The following is a 19,361-nucleotide window of genomic DNA, read 5'->3' as shown; positions in this document are numbered from 1 at the left end:
CCTCTCTATGTCTTAACTTTATTCTGCCGCTTCAAGGCCGCCGAGGCGGGCCTGTACGGCTTCGATGGATTCGCGTTCGATGCGGGCATAATGCTCGAATTCGTTGAGAACCTTGGCGCCAAGGTCTTCTTCAAAACGCTTCTGGTTCGGGCTTTCCACGAATTCCTGCGTGTCGTCATCGCCCAGATTGGACTGGAATATACCGGCTGCACTGACCGGCAGGAAGTCTTCATAGGTCAGCGGGTCGAACTGCACCGCGCCAGCGGCGACGAGAAGCTCGATATCCGTGTTCGGCTTGAAACTTGCAAGCTTCGCGGCATCTTTGACCGAATAGGCGAAGTAGCCGAGACCCGCTTCGCGAATGCCAGCCCAGGTGTCCGGGAAAGCCGCAAAGGTGTCGCTCAGCGCCTTGACGTAAGCGCTTGCATTGGAGCCATCCGGAGCCGGACGGGCAATGGCGCGTGTGTCGTTGAGAAGCTTGTCGTAAAGGCCGCGACCTTTGGGCGTCAGCGCAATGCCGCGCTGTTCGATTTCACCAAAACGGGCAGTGTGCGAACCGGCGGTCCATTGGCCGTCGCTGCCGATGAAGGAGACTTCTTCTTCCAGCGCCTTGAACGAGGTTTGGCGCAACAGGATCGGGCACTTGCGGGTTGGCGGGCCTTCAACGACAGCCTTCGGATTGATGCCGCGTTCCGGCATCTGGTCCTGCACGGCGTCGATGTCGAGCGTGCGCGGCGTCAGATGGTTGATGTGCGGGCCCTTGAACGACACAACGTCGGCAATCAGGCGATGCGCATCATGCAGGCGATGGTAAAGCTCGGCGGAAACATTGGCGTGGTCGTGCCAGCGGAAGGTTTCCAGTACTTCAGCCACGAAAGCCTTGGCGTCGGCATCGTTGAGGCCGCCATTGGCTTCGGCCTTCTCGACCAGAGCAACGGCGCCAGTGGTGAAGATGTTGCGCTTGGCAAGAACGTCTTCAGACTCTGCGCGCAGCTTCTCGTCGGCAATGAGGTCGAGACGCAGAAGCGAGGTGAAGACGCGGAACGGATTGTGTTTCAGCGCGGCATCGTCGATCGGACGGAAAGCGGTGGAATGCACGGGAACGCCAGCCGCACTCAGATCGTAATAGCCGACCGGGAACATGCCCATCACCGCGAAGACGCGGCGCATCATGGAAAGTTCGGCGGCGGTGCCGAGACGGATGGCGCCATGGCGCTCTTCGGAAATACGCTCCAGCGAGTCAGTTTCCGTCAGGCGTTCGTGCAGATGGCTGTCGTCGGCGAGAACCTTGCTGTTCACGTCCGCGACGAGTTCCATCAGCGTGCCGTAGGCAGGCACTTCTTCCCTGTACATGCCGGACATCGCAGCCGAAAAAGCGGAACGAATGGCGTCTGGCGATACGAATTTCTGCGCGTTCATGGCGTATGCTTCCGTGGAACCTAAACTGTCTTTGTAGGGGTCATATTCAGCAATGCGAAAACATGACGGGATTATGATGAAAATGTATCATATCAGCCGTTTTCCGGTTATGATCGCGCTGAAAGCAACTATGTTAATGCGAGATTGGAATGAAGCTAAGCAGGAGACTGATTCCGGACATCGCCACTTTGCAAGCCTTTGAATGTGCTGCGCGCCATGGCAGTTTTACCCAGGCGGCCAATGAACTCAATCTCACCCAGAGCGCCGTCAGCCGCCAGATCAAGGATCTGGAAAGCCAGCTCGGCGTGCTTTTGTTCGAGCGTATCCGCCAGCGCATTCTCCTGTCCGATGCCGGGCGCAAGTTTCTGCCGGAAGTGCGGCGTCTTCTCAACCAGACCGAAGATACGATGTTGCGCGCGATGGCTTCAGCACAGTCCACGTCTTCGTTCAGCGTCGCCACGCTGCCGACATTCGGCTCGCGCTGGCTGATGCCGCGTATTCCGGATTTTGTCGAGAAGCACCCGGGCATCGCGATCAATGTCGCGTCGCGTTCCGGCGTGTTCGATTTCGAGGAAGAGCCGCACGATCTTGCCATCCATTACGGGCAGCCGGTCTGGGCGCATGCGACCTGCAGCTTTTTGTGCAGCGAGGTGATTGTGCCGGTTGCAAGCCCGCGCCTGCTGGAAACCCGCCATCCTTCCGCGCCGGAAGAACTTGAAAGCGAACCGCTTCTGCATCTCGCGACACGCCCGAAAATGTGGGCGCAATGGTTTGAAAGCTGCGGTGTCGAGGGGCAGTCGGCCTATCGGGGGCATCGTTTCGACCAGTTCTCGATGGTGATTGGCGCGGCTCTGGCCGGTCTCGGCTTTGCGCTTCTGCCGCTTTACCTGATCGAGCAGGAACTGCGCGATGGCGAGCTGGTGCTGCTTTTCGAGAAGCCCATGCGCACCGAGAATGACTATTATCTCGTCGTGCCGGAAGGAAAACTGGAAAATCCGCTGACGCAGATATTCTGCCAGTGGATTGCCGGTCAGGTCGGCAATACGGACTATTCGGCACTGGTTCATTCCAAACCGGAATGAATTGTTGCGCAATTAGCGCTGTCCAACCGGCTTTCGCGGCGTGAAATAGATGCAGTCCGGCACGCGATGTGCCTTCCACGATACGAAATGGTTGTTGCTCTCAATGTTGAACGATCCGCGCTCTCATGGTCTTTGGGAAAAGACCGCTCCGGCTGCTCCGAAGACGACCTCGCTGCAAGGCGACCTGACGGCGGATGTGGTGATTGTGGGCGGCGGTTTCTCCGGTCTTTCCACGGCCTTGCATCTGGCGGAAAAGGGCGTCAAGGCGATCGTCCTTGAAGGCATCGAGATCGGCTATGGCGGTTCGGGTCGCAATGTCGGTCTGGTCAATGCGGGCATGTGGGTGATGCCCGATGATCTGCCGGGCGTTCTCGGCGAAAAATACGGTGCGCGCCTGCTCGATGTTCTAGGCAATGGCCCGAAGCTGGTTTTCGAAATAATCGAGAAAAACAAGATTGCCTGCGAAGTCGAAAAGCAGGGCACGCTTCATTGCGCTGTGGGCGCGAAGGGTCTCAAGGAACTGGAAGACCGCTGTGAGCAATGGGCGCGCCGCGGCGCCAATGTGAAGCTGCTGGACGCGAAGGAAACGGAAGCCAAGGTCGGCACCAGGGCCTATGCGGGTTCGCTGCTTGATCTGCGCGCCGGAACAATCCAGCCGCTGGCCTATGTGCGCGGTCTGGCCCATGCGGCCGTTGCCGCAGGCGCACAGATTTTCACGGGCAGCCCGGTGGTCGGCGCAAGCGAGCAGAACGGCAAGTGGACGGTCAAGACCGCCAAGGGTTCGGTCACGGCGGATTGGGTGGTCGTCGCCACCAATGCCTATACCAACGCGCCATGGGCCGAAGTCCGAGCCGAACTGGTGCATCTGCCCTATTTCAATTTCGCGACCACGCCGCTCTCGGACAATCTGAAGAGGACCATTCTGCCGGAACGTCAGGGCGCATGGGACACGAAAGAAGTTCTGTCGTCCTTCCGTTTCGACCAACAGGGTCGTCTGGTTTTTGGCAGCGTCGGCGCGCTGCGCAATACGGGCGCTGCCGTGCACAAGGCCTGGGCGAAGAAGTCGCTCAAGCGCCTGTTCCCGCAGATCGGCAATGTCGAGTTCGAGGCGGAATGGTATGGCAAGATCGGCATGACCAATGACAGCCTGCCAAAGTTCCATCGTCTGGCGCGCAAAGTGGTGGGTTTCTCCGGCTATAATGGTCGCGGCATCGTGCCGGGCACCGTGTTCGGCAAGATATTGTCGCAGCTCGTTTCGGGAGAAATCACCGAAGACGATCTGCCGCTGCCGGTCAGCGATCCGAAGGCGCAGAATTTCCGTGGTGTTCGCGAAGCCTATTACGAGGCGGGCGCACAGATCGCGCATGTCGCAGAAATGGTCATCTGATTTTTTTGCCCCTCTGCGGCTTGTCATAAAACCGCAGCGCAAATCCTCTATTGCGGTGCGCGTCGCCTTCATGTCGAAGGGATGCGGATCGCTGATAGGCAAAAATATTCAATGCCTTATAAGCCTTCCGATGGACGTGATTCCGCCGGAAGGCTTTTTGTTTTCCGCAGACCAGATCGCAGGATGTTTGACAGGTGCACCATGAATGGAAATGATCGTGCCTATCGCCATAACAGTATCTGCGCGTTATCAGTTCGCACGCGGCAGGGCTGCGCTGGCATTGCCGGCCATGCTGGCGAGCATTACACCGAAATCCGAGGAGCAAATCCCATGAACAAGATGCTGAAGCGGGCCGTTGCCGTACCTGCGCTTCTTGCTCTATCCATCGCTGTGGCACAGGCCGACACGCTGACGCTTTATACCTCGCAGCCCGAAGCGGATGCGACCAAGACCGTCGAGGCTTTCCGCAAGGCCAATCCGGAAACGGAAGTGCAGATTTTCCGCTCCGGCACCAGTGAACTCCTCACCAAGCTTGCCGCCGAATTCGCCGCCGGTGCGCCGCAGCCCGACGTGCTTTTGATCGCCGATGCCGTGACCATGGAAGGACTGAAGAAGGACAAGCGCCTGCTCGCCTATCCGGAAGCCAAGGTCGATGGTTTTGCCGCCGACTCCTATGACGCCGACAAGACCTATTTCGGTTCCAAGCTGATTACCACCGGCATTGCCTATAACACCGGCGCTACGCAGAAGCCGGAACATTGGGCCGATCTCGCCAAGGCCGAGTATAAGGGGCAGGTGGTGATGCCGAGCCCGCTTTATTCGGGGGCTGCGGCCTATCTCCTCAGCGGCTTTGCGCTCAACAAGGATCTGGGCTGGGATTATTTCAAGGGCCTCAAGGCCAATGAACTGGCAAGCGTGAAGGGCAACGGCGCGGTACTGAAGTCGGTTGCCAGCGGTGAAAAGCCTTATGGCATCCTCGTCGATTTCATGGCGCTCAATGCCAAGGCCAAGGGCTCGCCGGTCGAGTTCGTGTTCCCGTCGGAAGGCGTGCCAGCCGTGACCGAGCCGGTCGCCATCATGGCCACTGCCAAGAATGTCGATGGCGCCAAGAAGTTCGTTGATTTCATCCTCTCCGACGGCGGCCAGAAGCTGGCGCTGGAACAGGGCTATCTGCCTGCCAAGGAAGGCGTTGGCCGTCCTGCCTGGCTGCCGGAAGGCACCAAGATCAACATCATGTCTATCGACACCCAGAAGGTTCTCGATCAGACTGATGCCGACAAGAAGCAGTTCTCCGAGCTGTTTGGCGGATAAGGCATTTCGATGCGTATCATAAAAGACCTTCAGGGCCGCGATGCGGCCCTGATTGTTGGCGTAACGCTGATCGTGGCGGTTCTGTCGCTTCTGCCGATGGGCCGACTGCTGGTGGAACTTGTTGCGCCGCAGGGGCAGTTTTCGACTTCCGTTCTGGTGGAGACACTGGGCAGCCAGTCGACATGGGTTGCAACCTGGCATTCCCTGCAAATCGGCATTGGCGGCGCGGTGCTGGCGCTTGCCTTTGGCATTGCTGCTGCCTTGCTGGTCGGTCTCACCAATATGCGCGGGCGCAATGTCTTCGTGCTTTTCTATGTGACGCCGCTTCTGATCGCGCCGCAGGTGACGGCGCTGGCCTGGCTGCAGCTTTTTGGGCCATCGAGCCAGTTTCTCAAACTCCTCGGCATGGCGCCGCCGCTTGGCAGCCGCAATCCGCTCTATTCCGTCTGGGGCATTATCTTTCTGCTCGGCGTGCAATATGGGCCGCTGGTTTTCCTCATTGTGCGGGCGGGTCTGCGCAAGCTGCCGCGTGAACTGGTCGAGGCCGGTTTGAGCGCAGGTGCCGGCAAATGGACCGTGCTGCGCACCATCATATTGCCGCTGATGACGCCATCGATCATCGGCGCTGCCGCTCTGGCCTTTGTCTCCTGTGTCGGCAATTTCGGCATTCCGGCCTTTCTTGGCATTCCGTCGAATTATCTCGTCCTGCCGACGCTTATTTATCAACGCCTTGCCGGTGGCGGGCCATCGGTTCTGTCGAGCGTTGCTGTGCTGTCGGTGCTGATTGGGCTGATCGCCATGGCGGGCATCGCGGCGCAGGACTATGCGTCACGCAGGCGCGATTTCCGCATCGTCTCCACATCGCTGCCCGCAGCGCCCTTTGCGCTCGGACGCTGGCGACTTCTGGCGGAAGTGGCGGCATGGCTGATGATCGTCATCGTGCTGCTGCTGCCGCTGATCGGACTGACGCTTTCGGCGCTGGTCCCGGCCTATGGCGTACCGTTGACTTTTGCCACCGCGACATTTGAAAATTTCCGCTTTGTGCTCATGGAACATGGTGGGGCTGCGCGCGCCTTCGGCAACAGCATTCTGCTGTCGCTGGTTGCAGCACTCTTTGCGGTTCTGATCGCCGTACCGCTCGCTTATATGCTGGCATGGCGCAAACGGCGCTGGACCCCGGTGCTCAATTTCGCAGCCGAGCTTCCCTATGCGCTTCCGGGCGTCGTGCTGGCGATTGCCTGCCTGTTGATGTTCCTGAAGCCGCTGCCCGTGATCGGCGTCAGCCTCTACAACACGCTCTGGATCATCCTTTTTGCCTATCTGGCGCGGTTTTTTGTGCTGGCGCTGCGTCCCACGGTTGCCGGACTGCACCAGATTGACCGCGCCATGGAGGAAGCGGCACGGGTTGCGGGCGCGGGGCTTTTCTATCGGCTGCGCACGATTATATTTCCTCTTGTCGCACCGGCGACGCTTGCAGGCGGCGTGCTCATCTTCATGACCGCGTTTTGCGAGCTGACGGTTTCGGCACTTCTCTGGGCGTCGGGGTCGGAAACGCTGGGTGTGGTGATGTTTTCTTTCGAACAGGCGGGTGATTCCGCCTATGCGGCTGCCATATCCATTCTGGCCGTTGCGGTGACATTCATGCTGATGCTTGCAACAAATCTGTTTGCGCGGCGTCTTCCAAACGGAGTCCTGCCATGGCGCGACTGAAGATCGACCAGGTATCCAAGACGTTCAACGGGTTTCAGGCCCTGTCCGGCGTGACGCTGGATGTGAATGACGGCGAGTTCGTTGCCATTCTCGGGCCTTCCGGCTGCGGCAAGACCACATTGCTGCGCATGATTGCGGGCTTCGAAGAAGTGGACGGCGGCGAAATCCATATTGGTGACAGCTGCGTTTCCCATGCGAGCGGCAATGTGCCTCCGGAAAAGCGGCAGGTCGGCATCGTCTTCCAGAATTATGCGCTCTGGCCGCATATGACCGTGGCGGAAAATGTCGGTTACAGTCTGCGCGTGGCCAAGGTCGCCAAGGCCGAGCGTGAACGCCGGGTGAGGCAAGCACTGGCGCTGGTCGATCTCGACGGGTTCGGTGATCGCCGCCCCGCCAATCTTTCCGGCGGGCAACGCCAGCGCGTGGCGCTCGCCCGCTGTCTGGTGGCAGCACCGTCGCTGGTACTGTTCGATGAGCCGCTGGCCAATCTCGACGTGCATCTGCGCGCTTCGATGGAAGACGAGTTTGCCGCTTTCCATAAGCGCACCGGCACGACGATCATCTACATCACCCACGATCAGGCGGAAGCCATGGCGCTGGCCGACCGCATCGCGGTGCTGGATCACGGCAAGCTGCAGCAGTTCGATACGCCGCGAAAGCTCTATGAAGAACCCGCCAGTGAAATGGTGGCCTCCTTCATTGCGCATGGCATGGTTCTGCCTGCCGAAGTGCTATCTTTTGCGCAAGCGGGCCATTGCGAAGCGCTGGTGCTGGGCAGCCGCGCACAGGTGCGGTGTTCGGGCACCGAAATGCCGCGCGCCAATGCACAGCTCTGCGTGCGGGCCGCCGACCTGAAACTCACCGAAACCGGCGGCATTCCGGTCCGCGTGAAGCGTTCTGTCTATCGCGGCGGAGGCTCGCGCCTTGAGGCCGAAGTCATCGCCAAGCCAGAGATTTCCTTGCATTTCGAAGTGCGTGATCCCGTCCGGCTGGAAGAGGGCGACGAGGTGCGCATCGCCATTTGCGGCGGCTGGATCATCCCCACCGAGGACATGCCGGTGAGAAAAGCCTCAACCGGCTTTCCGATCGGCAACAAGATCTAACTTAACTCCAACAGACTGATCGTGAGCTTGGCTCAGCCCTAGCCACAGCCCAGCCCCTCATCCTGAGGGGCTCCTTGAGTTTTGCGAAAGGAGCCGTCTCGAAGGAGAGGGGCGGTTTCTGTGTTTTTCCTCGCCCTTCGACCCTTCGACAAGCTCAGGGTGAGGGCGAGGGGGAAGCTGAGGGGTGAGGGCGGGCGGAGGCTCAGCGCGAGAGCGAGCCAACGCCCGGTAGACTGCCTTATTTCTTCTTCATCGCTTCCAGTAGCGCTGCGCCAAAACCGCCGGTCGAAGGCTGTTCCTGTTTGCGTTGCGGCGTGAAGTTCTTGGCAGGCCTTGGATCGCGTTGCGCGTTGTTGCGCGGGGCAGGCGCTTCGCCGCCATCCTTGCGCATGGAAAGGCCGATGCGCTTGCGCGGCACATCCACTTCCACCACGCGCACCTTCACCACATCGCCCGCTTTCACCACTTCATGCGGGTCCTTGATGAAACGGTCGGCCAGTTGCGAGACATGGACGAGGCCGTCCTGATGCACGCCGATATCCACGAAGGCACCGAAGGCGGCCACGTTTGTCACGGTGCCTTCCAGCATCATACCGGGCTTCAGGTCCTTGATATCGTCGATACCGTCGGCAAAGGTCGCGGTCTTGAACTCCGGTCGCGGATCGCGGCCCGGCTTGTCCAGCTCGGCAATGATATCGCGCACGGTCGGCAGGCCGAAACGTTCATCCACGAAAACACGAGGATCGAGGCTTTTCAGCGCCACGCTGTCGCCCATCAGCGAGCGCACATCGCGACCGCAGGCGGCAACGATCTTCTTCGCCACCCCATAGGCTTCCGGGTGAACCGATGATGCGTCGAGCGGTTCGGTGCCGTTCGGAATGCGCAGGAAGCCCGCGCATTGCTCGAAAGTACGGTTGCCAAGGCGGGCGACTTTGAGCAGTTCCTTGCGGTTCTTGAACGCGCCTGCGGCATCGCGATGCGCCACAATGGCCTCCGCAATCGATGCGCCAAGTCCCGAAACGCGGGCAAGCAACGAGGCGGAAGCCGTATTGAGATCAACACCAACTGCATTCACCGCGTCTTCCACCACGGCGTCGAGCGCACGGGCGAGGCGTATCTGATCGACGTCATGCTGGTACTGGCCGACGCCGATGGATTTCGGTTCGATCTTGACGAGTTCCGCCAGCGGGTCTTGCAAGCGGCGCGCGATGGAAACCGCACCGCGCAGGGACACGTCCAACTGCGGGAATTCGGAGGCGGCAGCTTCAGACGCCGAATAGACCGATGCTCCCGCTTCCGACACGATGACTTTCAGCGGTTTTGGAGCTGGCATGTCCGACAGCATGTCCACCACGAGACGTTCCGTCTCGCGGCTGCCGGTGCCATTGCCAATCGCGATCAGTTCGATCTTGTGTTTGCGGACAAGGCTTGCCAGTTCCGCCTGTGTGCCGCGCACATCATTCTTCGGCGGGAAGGGGTAGACCGTGGTGGTGTCGAGCAGCTTGCCCGTGCCATCGACCACTGCCACCTTGACGCCGGTGCGGATGCCCGGATCGAGACCCATGGTGGCGCGGGAGCCTGCGGGCGCGGCCAGCAACAGGTCTTTCAGATTGCGGGCGAAAACATTGATCGCTTCTTCTTCGGCGCGCTCGCGCAGGTCGCGCATCAGATCGAGAGACAGCGAGAGAGAAAGCTTCACGCGCCATGCCCAGCCTGCCACTTCCATCAGCCAGCGGTCGCCCGGAAGCGTGCCGCCAATCGCATAGGCGGCGGCGATCTTGCGCTCGACCGGTTTCACGGCTGAGGTGTCGTCGGCATCGATTTCAATGTCGAGCGACAGGAAATCCTCGTTGCGTCCGCGCAGCATGGCGAGCGCACGGTGACCCGCAACGGTGGCCCAGCGTTCGAAATGATCGAAATAATCGGAGAACTTCGCACCCGCCTCCCGCTTGCCGTCCACGACACGCGAGCGCAAAACAGCGCGATCTTTCAGATAGTTGCGCAAATTGCCGATCAGCTCGGCATTTTCCGCAAAACCTTCGGCGATGATATCGCGTGCGCCATCGAGCGCGGCTTTCACATCAGCAACTTCGCCGCTGACATAGGACGCGGCAATGTCGGCGGGCACAAGGCTGCGGTCTGCGAGGATCGCTTCGGCCAGAGGGCCAAACCCGCGCTCACGGGCGATTTCCGCACGGGTGCGGCGCTTCGGCTTATAGGGCAGATAAAGATCTTCCAACTCAGCCTTGGTCTGGACATTGGCAATCTTCAATTCCAGTTCCGGCGTCAGCTTTTCCTGACCGCGGATCGATTCCAGAATGGAGGCGCGGCGCGCTTCCAGTTCACGCAGATAAGCGAGGCGTTCAGAAAGTTGACGCAGTTGCGTGTCGTCCAGCCCGCCGGTGACTTCCTTGCGGTAGCGCGCCACGAAGGGCACGGTTGCGCCTTCGTCCAGAAGGCCGATGGCGGCCATTGCCTGTTCCGGCTTTGCGTTGATTTCCGCCGCGATAATCGCGGCAATGCGCCTGCTGTCGTCCGCCATATGTATTCCAATCCCAAATATTTGCAGCGAACATAGTCGGATGTCTGTTCGGCGCAATCAAGGCGATATCGATGTTCCACAGGAAAGGCGGCAGTTTGGCCGTTCACGCGCATGTGAACGCTGCGCCTCTTTTTAAATCGAAACTAAGCGATATCTATATCGTGAAATGACGATATGCATCGGATCAGCGAGGTGAGTGCAATGTCGAAAGTTCAATCGATAAAGCAGCAGACAGCCTTGCCAGTGCCCTTGGATGAGATGCTGAAAGCGCTTAGTCATCCGGTGCGTCTCGACATTTTGAGCTGGCTCAAAGAGCCGGAGAAACACTTCTCCGCTCAGCACATGCCATTGGAGATGGGCGTGTGCGCGGGCCAGTTCGAGCGGTGCGGTCTTTCCCAATCCACCGTTTCAGCCCATTTGTCCGTGCTGACAAAAGCGGGGCTGATCACGCCCCACCGCGTCGGCCAATGGACGTTTTATAAGCGCGACGAAGAGGCGATAGCCGCCTTCATCGCAACCCTATCCGATCTTTGACCAACTTTTCCAACTTGCCCACCTTTTCCAACTTGAAGGAAATGCCCATGGCCACCTTGTTCGATCCTGTCACCGTTGGTGATCTGAAGCTTGCCAATCGCGTTGTGATGGCGCCGCTGACGCGCAATCGCTCGCCGCGCGCCGTGCCGAACGATCTCAACGTCACCTATTACGAGCAGCGCGCCAGCGCTGGCCTCATCATCACCGAGGCAACGCCGATCAGCCATCAGGGGCAGGGCTATGCCGATGTTCCGGGCCTTTATTCGGCCGAGCAGCTGGCCGGCTGGAAGCGCGTAACCGATGCCGTTCACACAGCCGGCGGCAAGATCGTCGTGCAGATGTGGCATGTGGGCCGTATTTCCCACAACACCTTGCAGCCGAATGGCGGCAAGCCGGTTGCGCCGTCCGCGATCACCGCCAAGTCGAAGACCTATCTGGTCCATCCCGATGGCACGGGCGAATTCGCACCGACCTCCGAGCCGCGCGCGCTGGAAAAAAGCGAGATTGCAGACATCGTCGCCACCTATGCCAAGGCTGCGAAGGACGCGATTGACGTTGCCGGTTTCGACGGTGTCGAAATTCATGCGGCCAATGGCTACTTGATCGACCAGTTCCTGCGTTCGGGCAGCAATCACCGCACCGACGAATATGGCGGCTCGATTGAAAACCGCGCGCGCTTCCTGTTCGAAGTGGTCGATGCAATCACCAAGACGGTGGATGCAGGCAAGGTCGGTATCCGCCTTTCGCCGGTTACGCCCGCCAATGACGCATCGGATTCCGATCCGCAGCCGTTGTTTGACTATGTGGTCGACAAGCTTGCGCCTTACGGTCTTGCCTATGTTCATGTCATCGAAGGCGCAACCGGTGGTCCGCGTGACTTCCAGCAGGGCCCGCAGCCGTTCGATTATGCGCGTCTGAAGCAGGTCTATCGTGACGCTGGCGGCGATGCCGCCTGGATGGTCAATAATGGCTATGACCGTGAACTGGCGGAGGAAGAAATCACCAGCGGTCGCGCCGATTTGGTTGCTTTCGGCAAGCCGTTCATTTCCAATCCGGATCTCGTGCGGCGTCTGAAGGAAAATGCGCCGCTCAACGAGCTGGATCAGCAGCATATGTATGGTGGTGGCGCAAAGGGCTATACGGATTATCCGGCTCTCGCCTAATCCTGAGAACGAAAAAGCCCGGTCGCGAGACCGGGCTTTTTCTTTGCACATGCGTGAATAGCTAGAGCCGCGCCCGCGTTGAACGCGGTGTGGCAAGCAATAAGTTTGTTTCGCTGGCCTTGATGCCGGGCACGAGACGGATACGGCGCAGCACCGCATCGAAATCGGCGAGGGTCGCGGCGCCCAGTTCGACCACCAGATCAAAACGACCATTGGTCGTGTGGACGGCGGAAATTTCCGAGAAACCACCAAGGGCCTTGACCACACGGTCGGCGACATGACCTTCGATTTCGATCATCATGATGCCGCGCACCGGCAGGTCCACGGCGTCCGAGCGCAGAATGACCGTATAGCCCAGAATATCGCCGGAGCGTTCCAGCCGTTCCATGCGCGCGCGGATCGTTGCGCGGGAAACGCCAAGATCGATCGCAATGTCGGAAATGCTGCGGCGGCCATTATGGCGCAAAAGCGTAATGAGCTTTTCATCCAGATCGTCCATAGTTTCTCCATTTTGAAAAGCCAATCCGACATTCTGATAAACCAAACCGATAAAATTGCCAATCCGGTTGGTTCACATCGCCAAATAAAAATGATGAATCTTATGACAATAATCAGAAGGAACCTTGTTTTATGCATTGCAAGATTTTGGGACTACCCGTTCAGGAAGGAACTGGCCGCGCAGGCTGCAATATGGGTCCCGATTCCTACCGTGCCGCAGGCATTGCCGATGCCATACGCGAGCTTGGTCACGGTTTTACGGATCTCGGCAATCTGGTTCCAAGCCCGGCTCAGATCAAGCAAGCGTCGCGCGAACATCCAAACCATGCGATCAAGGCGCTGCCAAGCGCTGTTGCCTGGATTGAAGCAATCAGCGAAGCCGCTTTCCGCGAGAGCGAAGAGGGCTTCCCGATTTTCCTTGGCGGCGATCATCTTCTGGCTGCCGGAACGGTTCCGGGCATTGCGCGCCGCGCCGTCGCAAAGGGCCGCAAGCAGTTCGTGCTCTGGCTCGATGCGCATACGGATTTCCACACGCTGGAAACGACAACCAGCGGCAATCTGCATGGAACGCCGGTTGCCTATTACACCGGCCAGAAAGGCTTTGACGGCTTTTTCCCGAAGCTTGAAGCCGCCATCGATCCGCACAATGTCTGCATGATGGGTATTCGAAGCGTCGATCCGGCGGAACGTCTGGCTATCCAGAAGACCAAGGTTTCGGTTTTCGACATGCGCATGATTGACGAGCATGGCGTTGCCGCGCTGCTGCGCCGTTTCCTCGACCGTGTGAAAGCGGAAGACGGCCTGCTGCATGTCAGCCTTGACGTTGATTTCCTTGATCCGTCGGTGGCGCCAGCTGTCGGCACGACGGTGCCGGGCGGCGCGACTTTCCGCGAGGCCCATCTCATCATGGAAATGCTGCATGACAGCGGGCTCGTCACGAGCCTCGATCTGGTTGAATTGAACCCGTTTCTGGATGAGCGCGGCCGCACGGCTACCGTCATGGTGGACCTGATGGCCAGCCTTTTGGGCCGCAGCGTCATGGATCGTCCGACGATCAGCTATTAAGGCGCGTCTTGCCGAATGACGCTCCGATCATTGTATCAATGCGCAATACGCTCCGAAGGCCGTGTCAGCCTTTCGGAGCGTGTTTAAGGAGAATATGAATGACCCAGCCGAACCTCAACATCGTCCCCTTCGTCAGTGTCGACAACATGATGAAGCTGGTGCTTTCCATCGGCGTCGAGACCTTTCTGAAGGAACTGGCCGCATATGTGGAAGAGGATTTCCGCCGCTGGGAAAATTTCGACAAGACGGCGCGTGTCGCGTCCCACTCCCGCGAAGGCGTGATCGAGTTGATGCCGACGAGCGACGGCACGCTTTATGGCTTCAAATATGTCAACGGCCATCCGAAGAACACACGTGAAGGTCTTCAGACTGTCACGGCTTTCGGCGTTCTGGCCGATGTGGGCAGCGGCTACCCGATGCTCCTGACCGAGATGACGATCCTGACGGCGCTGCGCACGGCTGCCACGTCAGCGGTTGCCGCCAAATATCTGGCGCCAAAGAATGCCCGCACGATGGCGATCATCGGCAATGGCGCACAGAGCGAATTTCAGGCCATAGCATTCAAGGCGCTGCTCGGCGTGGACAAGCTTCGCCTTTACGACCTCGACCCGGAAGCGACCGCAAAATGCATGCGCAATCTTGCCCATGCAGGTTTCGACATTGTCGCCTGCAATTCGGTGGAAGAAGTGGTCGAGGGCGCCGATATCATCACGACGGTCACGGCGGACAAGGCCAATGCCACCATCCTGACCGACAATACGGTCGGCGCTGGCGTGCATATCAATGCGGTGGGCGGCGATTGCCCGGGCAAGACCGAATTGCACGGCGATATTCTCCGCCGCTCCGACATTTTCGTCGAATATCCGCCGCAGACCCGCATCGAAGGTGAAATCCAGCAGCTCCCGGCAGACTATCCGGTCAACGAGTTGTGGGAAGTCATCACCGGCAAGGCGCAGGGCCGCAAGGATGCGCGCCAGATCACGCTGTTTGATTCCGTCGGCTTTGCCACGGAAGATTTTTCGGCTTTGCGTTATGTGCGCGACAAGCTGAAGGATACGGGCCTGTATGAGCAGCTCGACCTTCTGGCCGACCCGGATGAGCCGCGCGATCTGTTCGGCATGCTGCTGCGTCACGAAAAGCAGCTGGAGGCCGAAAAGTCGAAGCCTGCCGCCTGATCAGGCTGATCAATCAGAGCGGACGGCGCGCATGACGCGGGGCGGCGATACGCCCCGCTTGCGTTGCAATGGCCATTTCAAAACTGTCGGCAATGCGCCGCGCGCGATCAATGAAAATGATCGCCGCTTCCGCAGGATAAATCTCGCGTGCGGTTTGCTCGAACAAGGCAAGCCAGCGGTCGAAATGCTCGCCTTTCAGGTTGAGCTTCAGATGCGGCGCCATGGGTCGCCCGTCATAACCGCCGGTTCTCAAGATGACCGACGACCAGAATTGCGCAATCTGCGCGATATGGTGATCCCAGTCATGCACGGCTTCCGCAAAAATCGGCCCGAGCAGCTCGTCCGCCCGCGCGCGTCCATAAAATGTCGCCACCAGTTCCTGAATGGATGCGGGGTCAATCGAGGGATGCGGCTGGTTGATGAGCAGGGTCATGGCGAGGCTTTCCGGGTTGTTCCAGCCGGATATAGGCGCTCGCCTCGCGTTTATCCAGCGTATCAATACAGTTGCATTCTTCGCCATGCCGGGCTGCAACGAGCAATTTAAGTTCTGCATTCGCATAATCTAATCCGAAAAGTCTGCAACTTTTCGGGATCATGCGAGGCTCCGGTGCTCACGTACGTTGAAGTACGCTCCGCTCCGGTGCTCGAAAATCACTCGTTTCGCTACGGCCTGACGAATTTGCAACTGTAGTGTTAGCTTTGCCGCATACCGGCGCTATTCCTCGAAGCGGCCATCATTTTCGCGGTCGCGCTCATAACGCTTTTTCAGCGGAAATGGCGGCAACCAGCTTTCGCGGCGGATCGTCCACAATTCGTAGGTCGGCACCAGCTGGTCGGGAGCATCGAGCGAACCCAGATGCACCTCGATTTCATCATCGGAACGGGAAAAGACCGAGGAACCGCAGCGCGGACAAAAATGACGCCCGGCATAATCGCGCGTTTCGCCATCGATCGTGACCGCATCTTGCGGGAACATTGCTGATGCCAGAAAAAGCGCCCCATGATGTTTGCGGCAGTCGAGACAGTGGCAAAGGCCGACCCGATAGGGACGCCCCGAGGCGACAAGCCGGACATCGCCACACAGACAGCCACCGGTAAATTGTTCCATGGTTTTCCTCCTCAATTCAACCGGATCATGCTTTTCAGAAGAAATATATGAAGCGGTCAACCAGTAATTCAACCGGCACGGCGCGCGTCTAAATAGGCTTTTCGTGACTCGCTCCGCATGGGCCCGCGATCATCTTTCAGAGCGGCGAATGCCGCAAGGCGGCGGGTGTCTTGATATTGATATGTAACGGTTTTTTTGGCTTTTCCAGAGTGAAATGTCAGCTATGGTGAATCTGGAGGGCATTGGGATTTATCGAATGAAATCAACAGCTTATTTGCTATTAAATCATTTCCTCTAATTTTTGTTTATCTTTTATGATGTTTTGAAATTCTCTACTGGGAATTTAAGTATTGCCCATCAAAATAAATTCGTTTTTTAATGTCGCGGGGGCTTTATGCAATGAACTGAGGGGTTTCGATGCATTTAGATATTCGCAGGGTTTCGGCCACCCTGCTGCTTTCCACGACGGCACTGTTCACGGTGGGTGCCGTGCTTTTGCCATCTGGAAATGCGCAGGCCGCATGTTCGTTTTCACCAACGGCCGGTGATGACGTTTTCATCTGCGACAGCGGTACATCCGCATCCGGTCTGACCGATACGAGCGGCAACAACACGCTCCTTCTGCCCACAGGCGGCAGCGGTACGGTCAATGGCAATGTGACCTTCGGTGCCGGAACGGACCGCGTCGAGTTACATTCGGGATCGATTGCGGGAAGCATCGATCAGGGCGATGGCGCGGATGCATTCATTATTTCTGGCGGCTCGGTTGTCGGTAATGTGCAACAGGGCGGCGGCATCGACGATTTTCAGATGACGGGCGGCCAGATTATCTCGCTCAATCAGGGCGACGGGCTCGACACGTTTTTCATGTCCGATGGCCGCATTATCGATGCTTTCGATGATGGCGATTATGCTGTGATGACCGGCGGGCGCATCGGTCGCGTCAACATGAAGCTGGACAACAATTATTTCAACATGTCCGGCGGCACCATCGATCGCAATCTGGTGACCGGTTTCGGCAATGATACGATCATCATCTCCAGCGGCATGATTGGCGGTAGTATCAGTGTCAGCGGTGGCACCGACAGCGTGACCATTACCGGTGGTACGGTTGCCGGTGACATCATGCTGAGCTTCGGCACCGACACGTTCAGCTGGAACGGCGGCGGCATTCTATATGGAAATGTCGATCTTGGCGCTGATAACGACGTGGCCACGCTGACCAACCTGACCGACGCCAATATGGGGTCGACCAAGTTCATCACCGGTGGCGAAGGCACCGATAGTCTGAGCTTCAGCAATGTCAAAACTGGCGCGGTTTATCGCTTCGGCGGATGGGAAACCATCAATCTCACCAACGATACGCGTCTGGTTTTCAATGCTCCGCTGACGCTTGGTGATGCGGGAACCGGAACGGGCACGCTCAACATCGATGCGACCAGCACCATTTATGGTGGTTCGGCCCAGTCGGTTATCAAGCCCTATGCCGCAACGCAGCTGACCAATGTGTTTAATGCAGGCCGCATCGACCTGACCAATGGCGGCTCCAGCACGACCGATAGCCTGACCATTCGCGGCAACTATACCGGGCAAAATGGCCTGCTGTTCCTCGACACGGTGCTTGCGGGTGATGCGTCGCCTTCGGACAAGCTGGTGATCGATGGCGGTTCGGCTTCCGGCAATACCGGCATTGTCGTGGAAAATATCGGTGGCGCAGGTGCTTCGACAGTGTCGAATGGCATCATGGTCGTTGAGACGCTGAATGGCGCAACCACCACTGCGGGCGCCTTCACCTTGAATGGCCGTGTCGCGGCTGGCGCCTATGAATATTATCTGTTCAAGGGTGGTGTTTCTGCCGGAACGACAGAAAACTGGTATCTGCGCTCAACGCTGGTGAACGGTAGTCAACCGGCTGCCGTGGGTTCGGAAGCGCCGGAACCAGAGGCTCCGGAAACGGTGGCCGCTCCGCCGCCATTGGATCAGCCGGCTGCGGTGCTGCCAGTCGATCCGAACGATCCCGACCCGCAGGACAATTCTGCTCCGGTCGCCGGAAACTCCGCCGCGCCCACTGCGCCTCCGGCTCCCCAGGCCGCAGATGTTGCCGACCCGCCAGACAATTCCGTTGGTGGTTTGATGCAGCCTCCACTGCCCGGCAATGGCGTCGCGCCGCCGTCAGCAGGGGCGACGCGCGTGGAAGGCGATGTCGTCAATCTCTATCGTGAAGAAGTGCCGGTCTATTCGGCTCTGCCGCCCGTCGCGCATCATCTGGCGCTGTCGACGCTCGGCACATTCCATGAGCGCCGGGGCGAACAGGACCTGCTCGAAAGCGGCGGTTATCTGCCGTCGAGCTGGGTGCGGGTGTTCGGGCAGGACATCGACATGAAGTGGAGGGGCACCGTTGCGCCGGGGGTCGATGGCAGTCTTCTCGGTATTCAGGCCGGGCAGGACCTGTTCGGACGTGAATCCGACGGCGGCCATTTCGACCGTTTCGGCGTCTTCTTCGGTTATGCGCGCGCCTCGGGCGATATTACCGGGCAGGCGCTCGGCTGGAACGATCTTGCCGTCGGCGACCTTGACGTTACCGGCACCAGTTTCGGCGGCTATTGGACCCATATCGGCCCGCAAGGCTGGTATCTCGATGCGGTGGTGATGGGAACATGGTTCGATGGCAGCGCCAGCTCCAACGCGCAACAGGGCATAGACCTTGAGGGCCACGGCGTGACGGCCTCGCTGGAAGGCGGCTATCCGGTGGCACTCGGCGGCAACTGGACGCTGGAACCGCAGGCGCAACTGATCTGGCAGCATCTCTCGCTGGACGATCAGGCTGACCGTTATTCCACGGTGACGTTCGATTCCGACAATGCGTGGACGGGCCGTATCGGCATGCGGTTGCAGGGCGCGGAAGAAACCTCGTTCGGCAAGCTGCGCCCCTATCTGAAGGCCAATCTCTGGCAGAATTTCTCATCGGACGAGACCGTATCCTTCGGCACCGATCCGATTGTCACCAATCTGAAAGGAACGTCGCTGGAAGTCGGCGGCGGGATAACGGTCGATATCACGGAAAAGGCCAGCCTTTTTGCAACTGCCGACTACACAACCAATCTCGGAGGAGAGCGAACGCGGATCTGGGAAGGCAATATTGGACTGAATGTAAAATGGTGATTCAAGAGCACATTCCGAAAAGTGTGAAACGGTTTTCGGAGCAGATGTGCGTCTAATGTGGCGGCTGACGGCGTCGCCATTGCATTTTGAAGGAGAGGGAAA

At 58.7% G+C, this 19,361-nt stretch carries 17 protein-coding genes; 11 read left to right on the top strand and 6 right to left on the bottom strand.

The window, feature by feature from the left end:
* Window positions 1-18 precede the first annotated feature (18 nt).
* Window positions 19-1,419: a 2-oxoadipate dioxygenase/decarboxylase HglS gene (hglS, locus tag D8666_RS05195; RefSeq protein ID WP_121536590.1), complete on the bottom strand. Its 1,401-nt coding sequence runs from the start codon at window positions 1,417-1,419 to the stop codon at window positions 19-21.
* A 149-nt stretch (window positions 1,420-1,568) separates the two neighbouring features.
* Here hglS and D8666_RS05190 point away from each other — a divergent pair, with 149 nt between their 5' ends.
* From D8666_RS05190 to D8666_RS05165, 6 genes are all read left to right on the top strand, one after another.
* Window positions 1,569-2,501, top strand: a complete 933-nt coding sequence (locus tag D8666_RS05190) for a LysR family transcriptional regulator (protein WP_121536588.1) — start codon at window positions 1,569-1,571, stop codon at window positions 2,499-2,501.
* Between the two features lie 103 nt (window positions 2,502-2,604).
* Complete coding sequence (locus tag D8666_RS05185; RefSeq protein WP_121536586.1) at window positions 2,605-3,888, top strand: NAD(P)/FAD-dependent oxidoreductase; 1,284 nt, start codon at window positions 2,605-2,607, stop codon at window positions 3,886-3,888.
* The gene (locus D8666_RS05180; protein WP_121536584.1) at window positions 3,866-4,093 is read left to right on the top strand and encodes a hypothetical protein; all 228 of its coding nucleotides are present in this window, start codon (window positions 3,866-3,868) and stop codon (window positions 4,091-4,093) included. Before D8666_RS05185 ends, D8666_RS05180 begins: the two co-directional genes overlap by 23 nt.
* A gap of 125 nt (window positions 4,094-4,218) precedes the next feature.
* Complete coding sequence (locus D8666_RS05175) at window positions 4,219-5,199, top strand: ABC transporter substrate-binding protein (protein WP_121536582.1); 981 nt, start codon at window positions 4,219-4,221, stop codon at window positions 5,197-5,199.
* Between the two features lie 9 nt (window positions 5,200-5,208).
* Window positions 5,209-6,909 (top strand): ABC transporter permease, encoded by a 1,701-nt coding sequence (locus D8666_RS05170; protein ID WP_121536580.1) that lies wholly within the window; start codon window positions 5,209-5,211, stop codon window positions 6,907-6,909.
* Complete coding sequence (locus D8666_RS05165; protein ID WP_121536578.1) at window positions 6,897-8,012, top strand: ABC transporter ATP-binding protein; 1,116 nt, start codon at window positions 6,897-6,899, stop codon at window positions 8,010-8,012. Before D8666_RS05170 ends, D8666_RS05165 begins: the two co-directional genes overlap by 13 nt.
* 238 nt (window positions 8,013-8,250) lie before the next feature.
* Here D8666_RS05165 and D8666_RS05160 read toward each other — a convergent pair whose 3' ends face one another.
* Window positions 8,251-10,554, bottom strand: a complete 2,304-nt coding sequence (locus D8666_RS05160) for a Tex family protein (protein WP_121536576.1) — start codon at window positions 10,552-10,554, stop codon at window positions 8,251-8,253.
* A 201-nt stretch (window positions 10,555-10,755) separates the two neighbouring features.
* Between D8666_RS05160 and D8666_RS05155 the strand changes: the two genes are divergently transcribed.
* Both D8666_RS05155 and D8666_RS05150 read left to right on the top strand, forming a co-directional pair.
* Window positions 10,756-11,088, top strand: coding sequence for an ArsR/SmtB family transcription factor (locus tag D8666_RS05155; protein WP_109370283.1), 333 nt, complete (start codon window positions 10,756-10,758; stop codon window positions 11,086-11,088).
* A 47-nt stretch (window positions 11,089-11,135) separates the two neighbouring features.
* A complete protein-coding gene (locus D8666_RS05150) occupies window positions 11,136-12,251 on the top strand; it encodes an alkene reductase (RefSeq protein ID WP_109369555.1) in 1,116 nt (371 codons plus the stop codon).
* 61 nt (window positions 12,252-12,312) lie between these two features.
* Here the strand turns inward: D8666_RS05150 and D8666_RS05145 are convergent, their stop codons facing one another.
* Window positions 12,313-12,750 (bottom strand): Lrp/AsnC family transcriptional regulator, encoded by a 438-nt coding sequence (locus D8666_RS05145; protein WP_109369554.1) that lies wholly within the window; start codon window positions 12,748-12,750, stop codon window positions 12,313-12,315.
* A 131-nt stretch (window positions 12,751-12,881) separates the two neighbouring features.
* On the opposite strand from D8666_RS05145, the gene rocF reads away from it, so the two are divergent.
* Both rocF and ocd read left to right on the top strand, forming a co-directional pair.
* The gene (rocF, locus tag D8666_RS05140; protein ID WP_109369553.1) at window positions 12,882-13,814 is read left to right on the top strand and encodes an arginase; all 933 of its coding nucleotides are present in this window, start codon (window positions 12,882-12,884) and stop codon (window positions 13,812-13,814) included.
* 98 nt (window positions 13,815-13,912) lie between these two features.
* Window positions 13,913-14,989 carry an ornithine cyclodeaminase gene (gene ocd / locus D8666_RS05135; RefSeq protein WP_121536574.1) on the top strand — a complete coding sequence of 359 codons (1,077 nt, stop codon included), beginning with the start codon at window positions 13,913-13,915 and terminating at the stop codon, window positions 14,987-14,989.
* A 13-nt stretch (window positions 14,990-15,002) separates the two neighbouring features.
* Here the strand turns inward: ocd and D8666_RS05130 are convergent, their stop codons facing one another.
* The 3 genes from D8666_RS05130 to D8666_RS05125 all read right to left on the bottom strand — a co-directional run bounded on the left by D8666_RS05130 (window position 15,003) and on the right by D8666_RS05125 (window position 16,097).
* Window positions 15,003-15,422 (bottom strand): group III truncated hemoglobin, encoded by a 420-nt coding sequence (locus tag D8666_RS05130; RefSeq protein WP_121536572.1) that lies wholly within the window; start codon window positions 15,420-15,422, stop codon window positions 15,003-15,005.
* Complete coding sequence (locus D8666_RS24335; RefSeq protein ID WP_209445960.1) at window positions 15,385-15,585, bottom strand: hypothetical protein; 201 nt, start codon at window positions 15,583-15,585, stop codon at window positions 15,385-15,387. Before D8666_RS24335 ends, D8666_RS05130 begins: the two co-directional genes overlap by 38 nt.
* Before the next feature lie 119 nt (window positions 15,586-15,704).
* Window positions 15,705-16,097 carry a GFA family protein gene (locus D8666_RS05125; protein ID WP_121536570.1) on the bottom strand — a complete coding sequence of 131 codons (393 nt, stop codon included), beginning with the start codon at window positions 16,095-16,097 and terminating at the stop codon, window positions 15,705-15,707.
* Between the two features lie 417 nt (window positions 16,098-16,514).
* Here D8666_RS05125 and D8666_RS05120 point away from each other — a divergent pair, with 417 nt between their 5' ends.
* Window positions 16,515-19,259, top strand: a complete 2,745-nt coding sequence (locus D8666_RS05120; RefSeq protein ID WP_121536568.1) for an autotransporter outer membrane beta-barrel domain-containing protein — start codon at window positions 16,515-16,517, stop codon at window positions 19,257-19,259.
* Window positions 19,260-19,361: the final 102 nt, after the last annotated feature.

Source organism: Ochrobactrum soli, assembly GCF_003664555.1.
GTDB lineage: Bacteria > Pseudomonadota > Alphaproteobacteria > Rhizobiales > Rhizobiaceae > Brucella > Brucella teleogrylli.
The sequence above is the reverse complement of the archived record's forward strand: the minus strand, read 5'-3'. Positions and strand labels throughout refer to the sequence as shown.

Excerpts from the sequence above, each read along its gene's own strand:
- D8666_RS05130 (WP_121536572.1), bottom strand. The coding sequence starts at position 15,422 with ATGACCCTGCTCATCAACCAGCCGCATCCCTCGATTGACCCCGCATCC.
- D8666_RS05165 (WP_121536578.1), top strand. The coding sequence starts at position 6,897 with ATGGCGCGACTGAAGATCGACCAGGTATCCAAGACGTTCAACGGGTTT.
- ocd (WP_121536574.1), top strand. The coding sequence starts at position 13,913 with ATGACCCAGCCGAACCTCAACATCGTCCCCTTCGTCAGTGTCGACAAC.
- D8666_RS05120 (WP_121536568.1), top strand. The coding sequence starts at position 16,515 with ATGCATTTAGATATTCGCAGGGTTTCGGCCACCCTGCTGCTTTCCACG.
- D8666_RS05185 (WP_121536586.1), top strand. The coding sequence starts at position 2,605 with ATGTTGAACGATCCGCGCTCTCATGGTCTTTGGGAAAAGACCGCTCCG.
- D8666_RS05160 (WP_121536576.1), bottom strand. The coding sequence starts at position 10,554 with ATGGCGGACGACAGCAGGCGCATTGCCGCGATTATCGCGGCGGAAATC.
- D8666_RS24335 (WP_209445960.1), bottom strand. The coding sequence starts at position 15,585 with ATGATCCCGAAAAGTTGCAGACTTTTCGGATTAGATTATGCGAATGCA.
- D8666_RS05170 (WP_121536580.1), top strand. The coding sequence starts at position 5,209 with ATGCGTATCATAAAAGACCTTCAGGGCCGCGATGCGGCCCTGATTGTT.
- D8666_RS05155 (WP_109370283.1), top strand. The coding sequence starts at position 10,756 with ATGTCGAAAGTTCAATCGATAAAGCAGCAGACAGCCTTGCCAGTGCCC.
- D8666_RS05150 (WP_109369555.1), top strand. The coding sequence starts at position 11,136 with ATGGCCACCTTGTTCGATCCTGTCACCGTTGGTGATCTGAAGCTTGCC.
- D8666_RS05190 (WP_121536588.1), top strand. The coding sequence starts at position 1,569 with ATGAAGCTAAGCAGGAGACTGATTCCGGACATCGCCACTTTGCAAGCC.
- D8666_RS05125 (WP_121536570.1), bottom strand. The coding sequence starts at position 16,097 with ATGGAACAATTTACCGGTGGCTGTCTGTGTGGCGATGTCCGGCTTGTC.
- hglS (WP_121536590.1), bottom strand. The coding sequence starts at position 1,419 with ATGAACGCGCAGAAATTCGTATCGCCAGACGCCATTCGTTCCGCTTTT.
- D8666_RS05180 (WP_121536584.1), top strand. The coding sequence starts at position 3,866 with ATGTCGCAGAAATGGTCATCTGATTTTTTTGCCCCTCTGCGGCTTGTC.
- D8666_RS05145 (WP_109369554.1), bottom strand. The coding sequence starts at position 12,750 with ATGGACGATCTGGATGAAAAGCTCATTACGCTTTTGCGCCATAATGGC.
- D8666_RS05175 (WP_121536582.1), top strand. The coding sequence starts at position 4,219 with ATGAACAAGATGCTGAAGCGGGCCGTTGCCGTACCTGCGCTTCTTGCT.
- rocF (WP_109369553.1), top strand. The coding sequence starts at position 12,882 with ATGCATTGCAAGATTTTGGGACTACCCGTTCAGGAAGGAACTGGCCGC.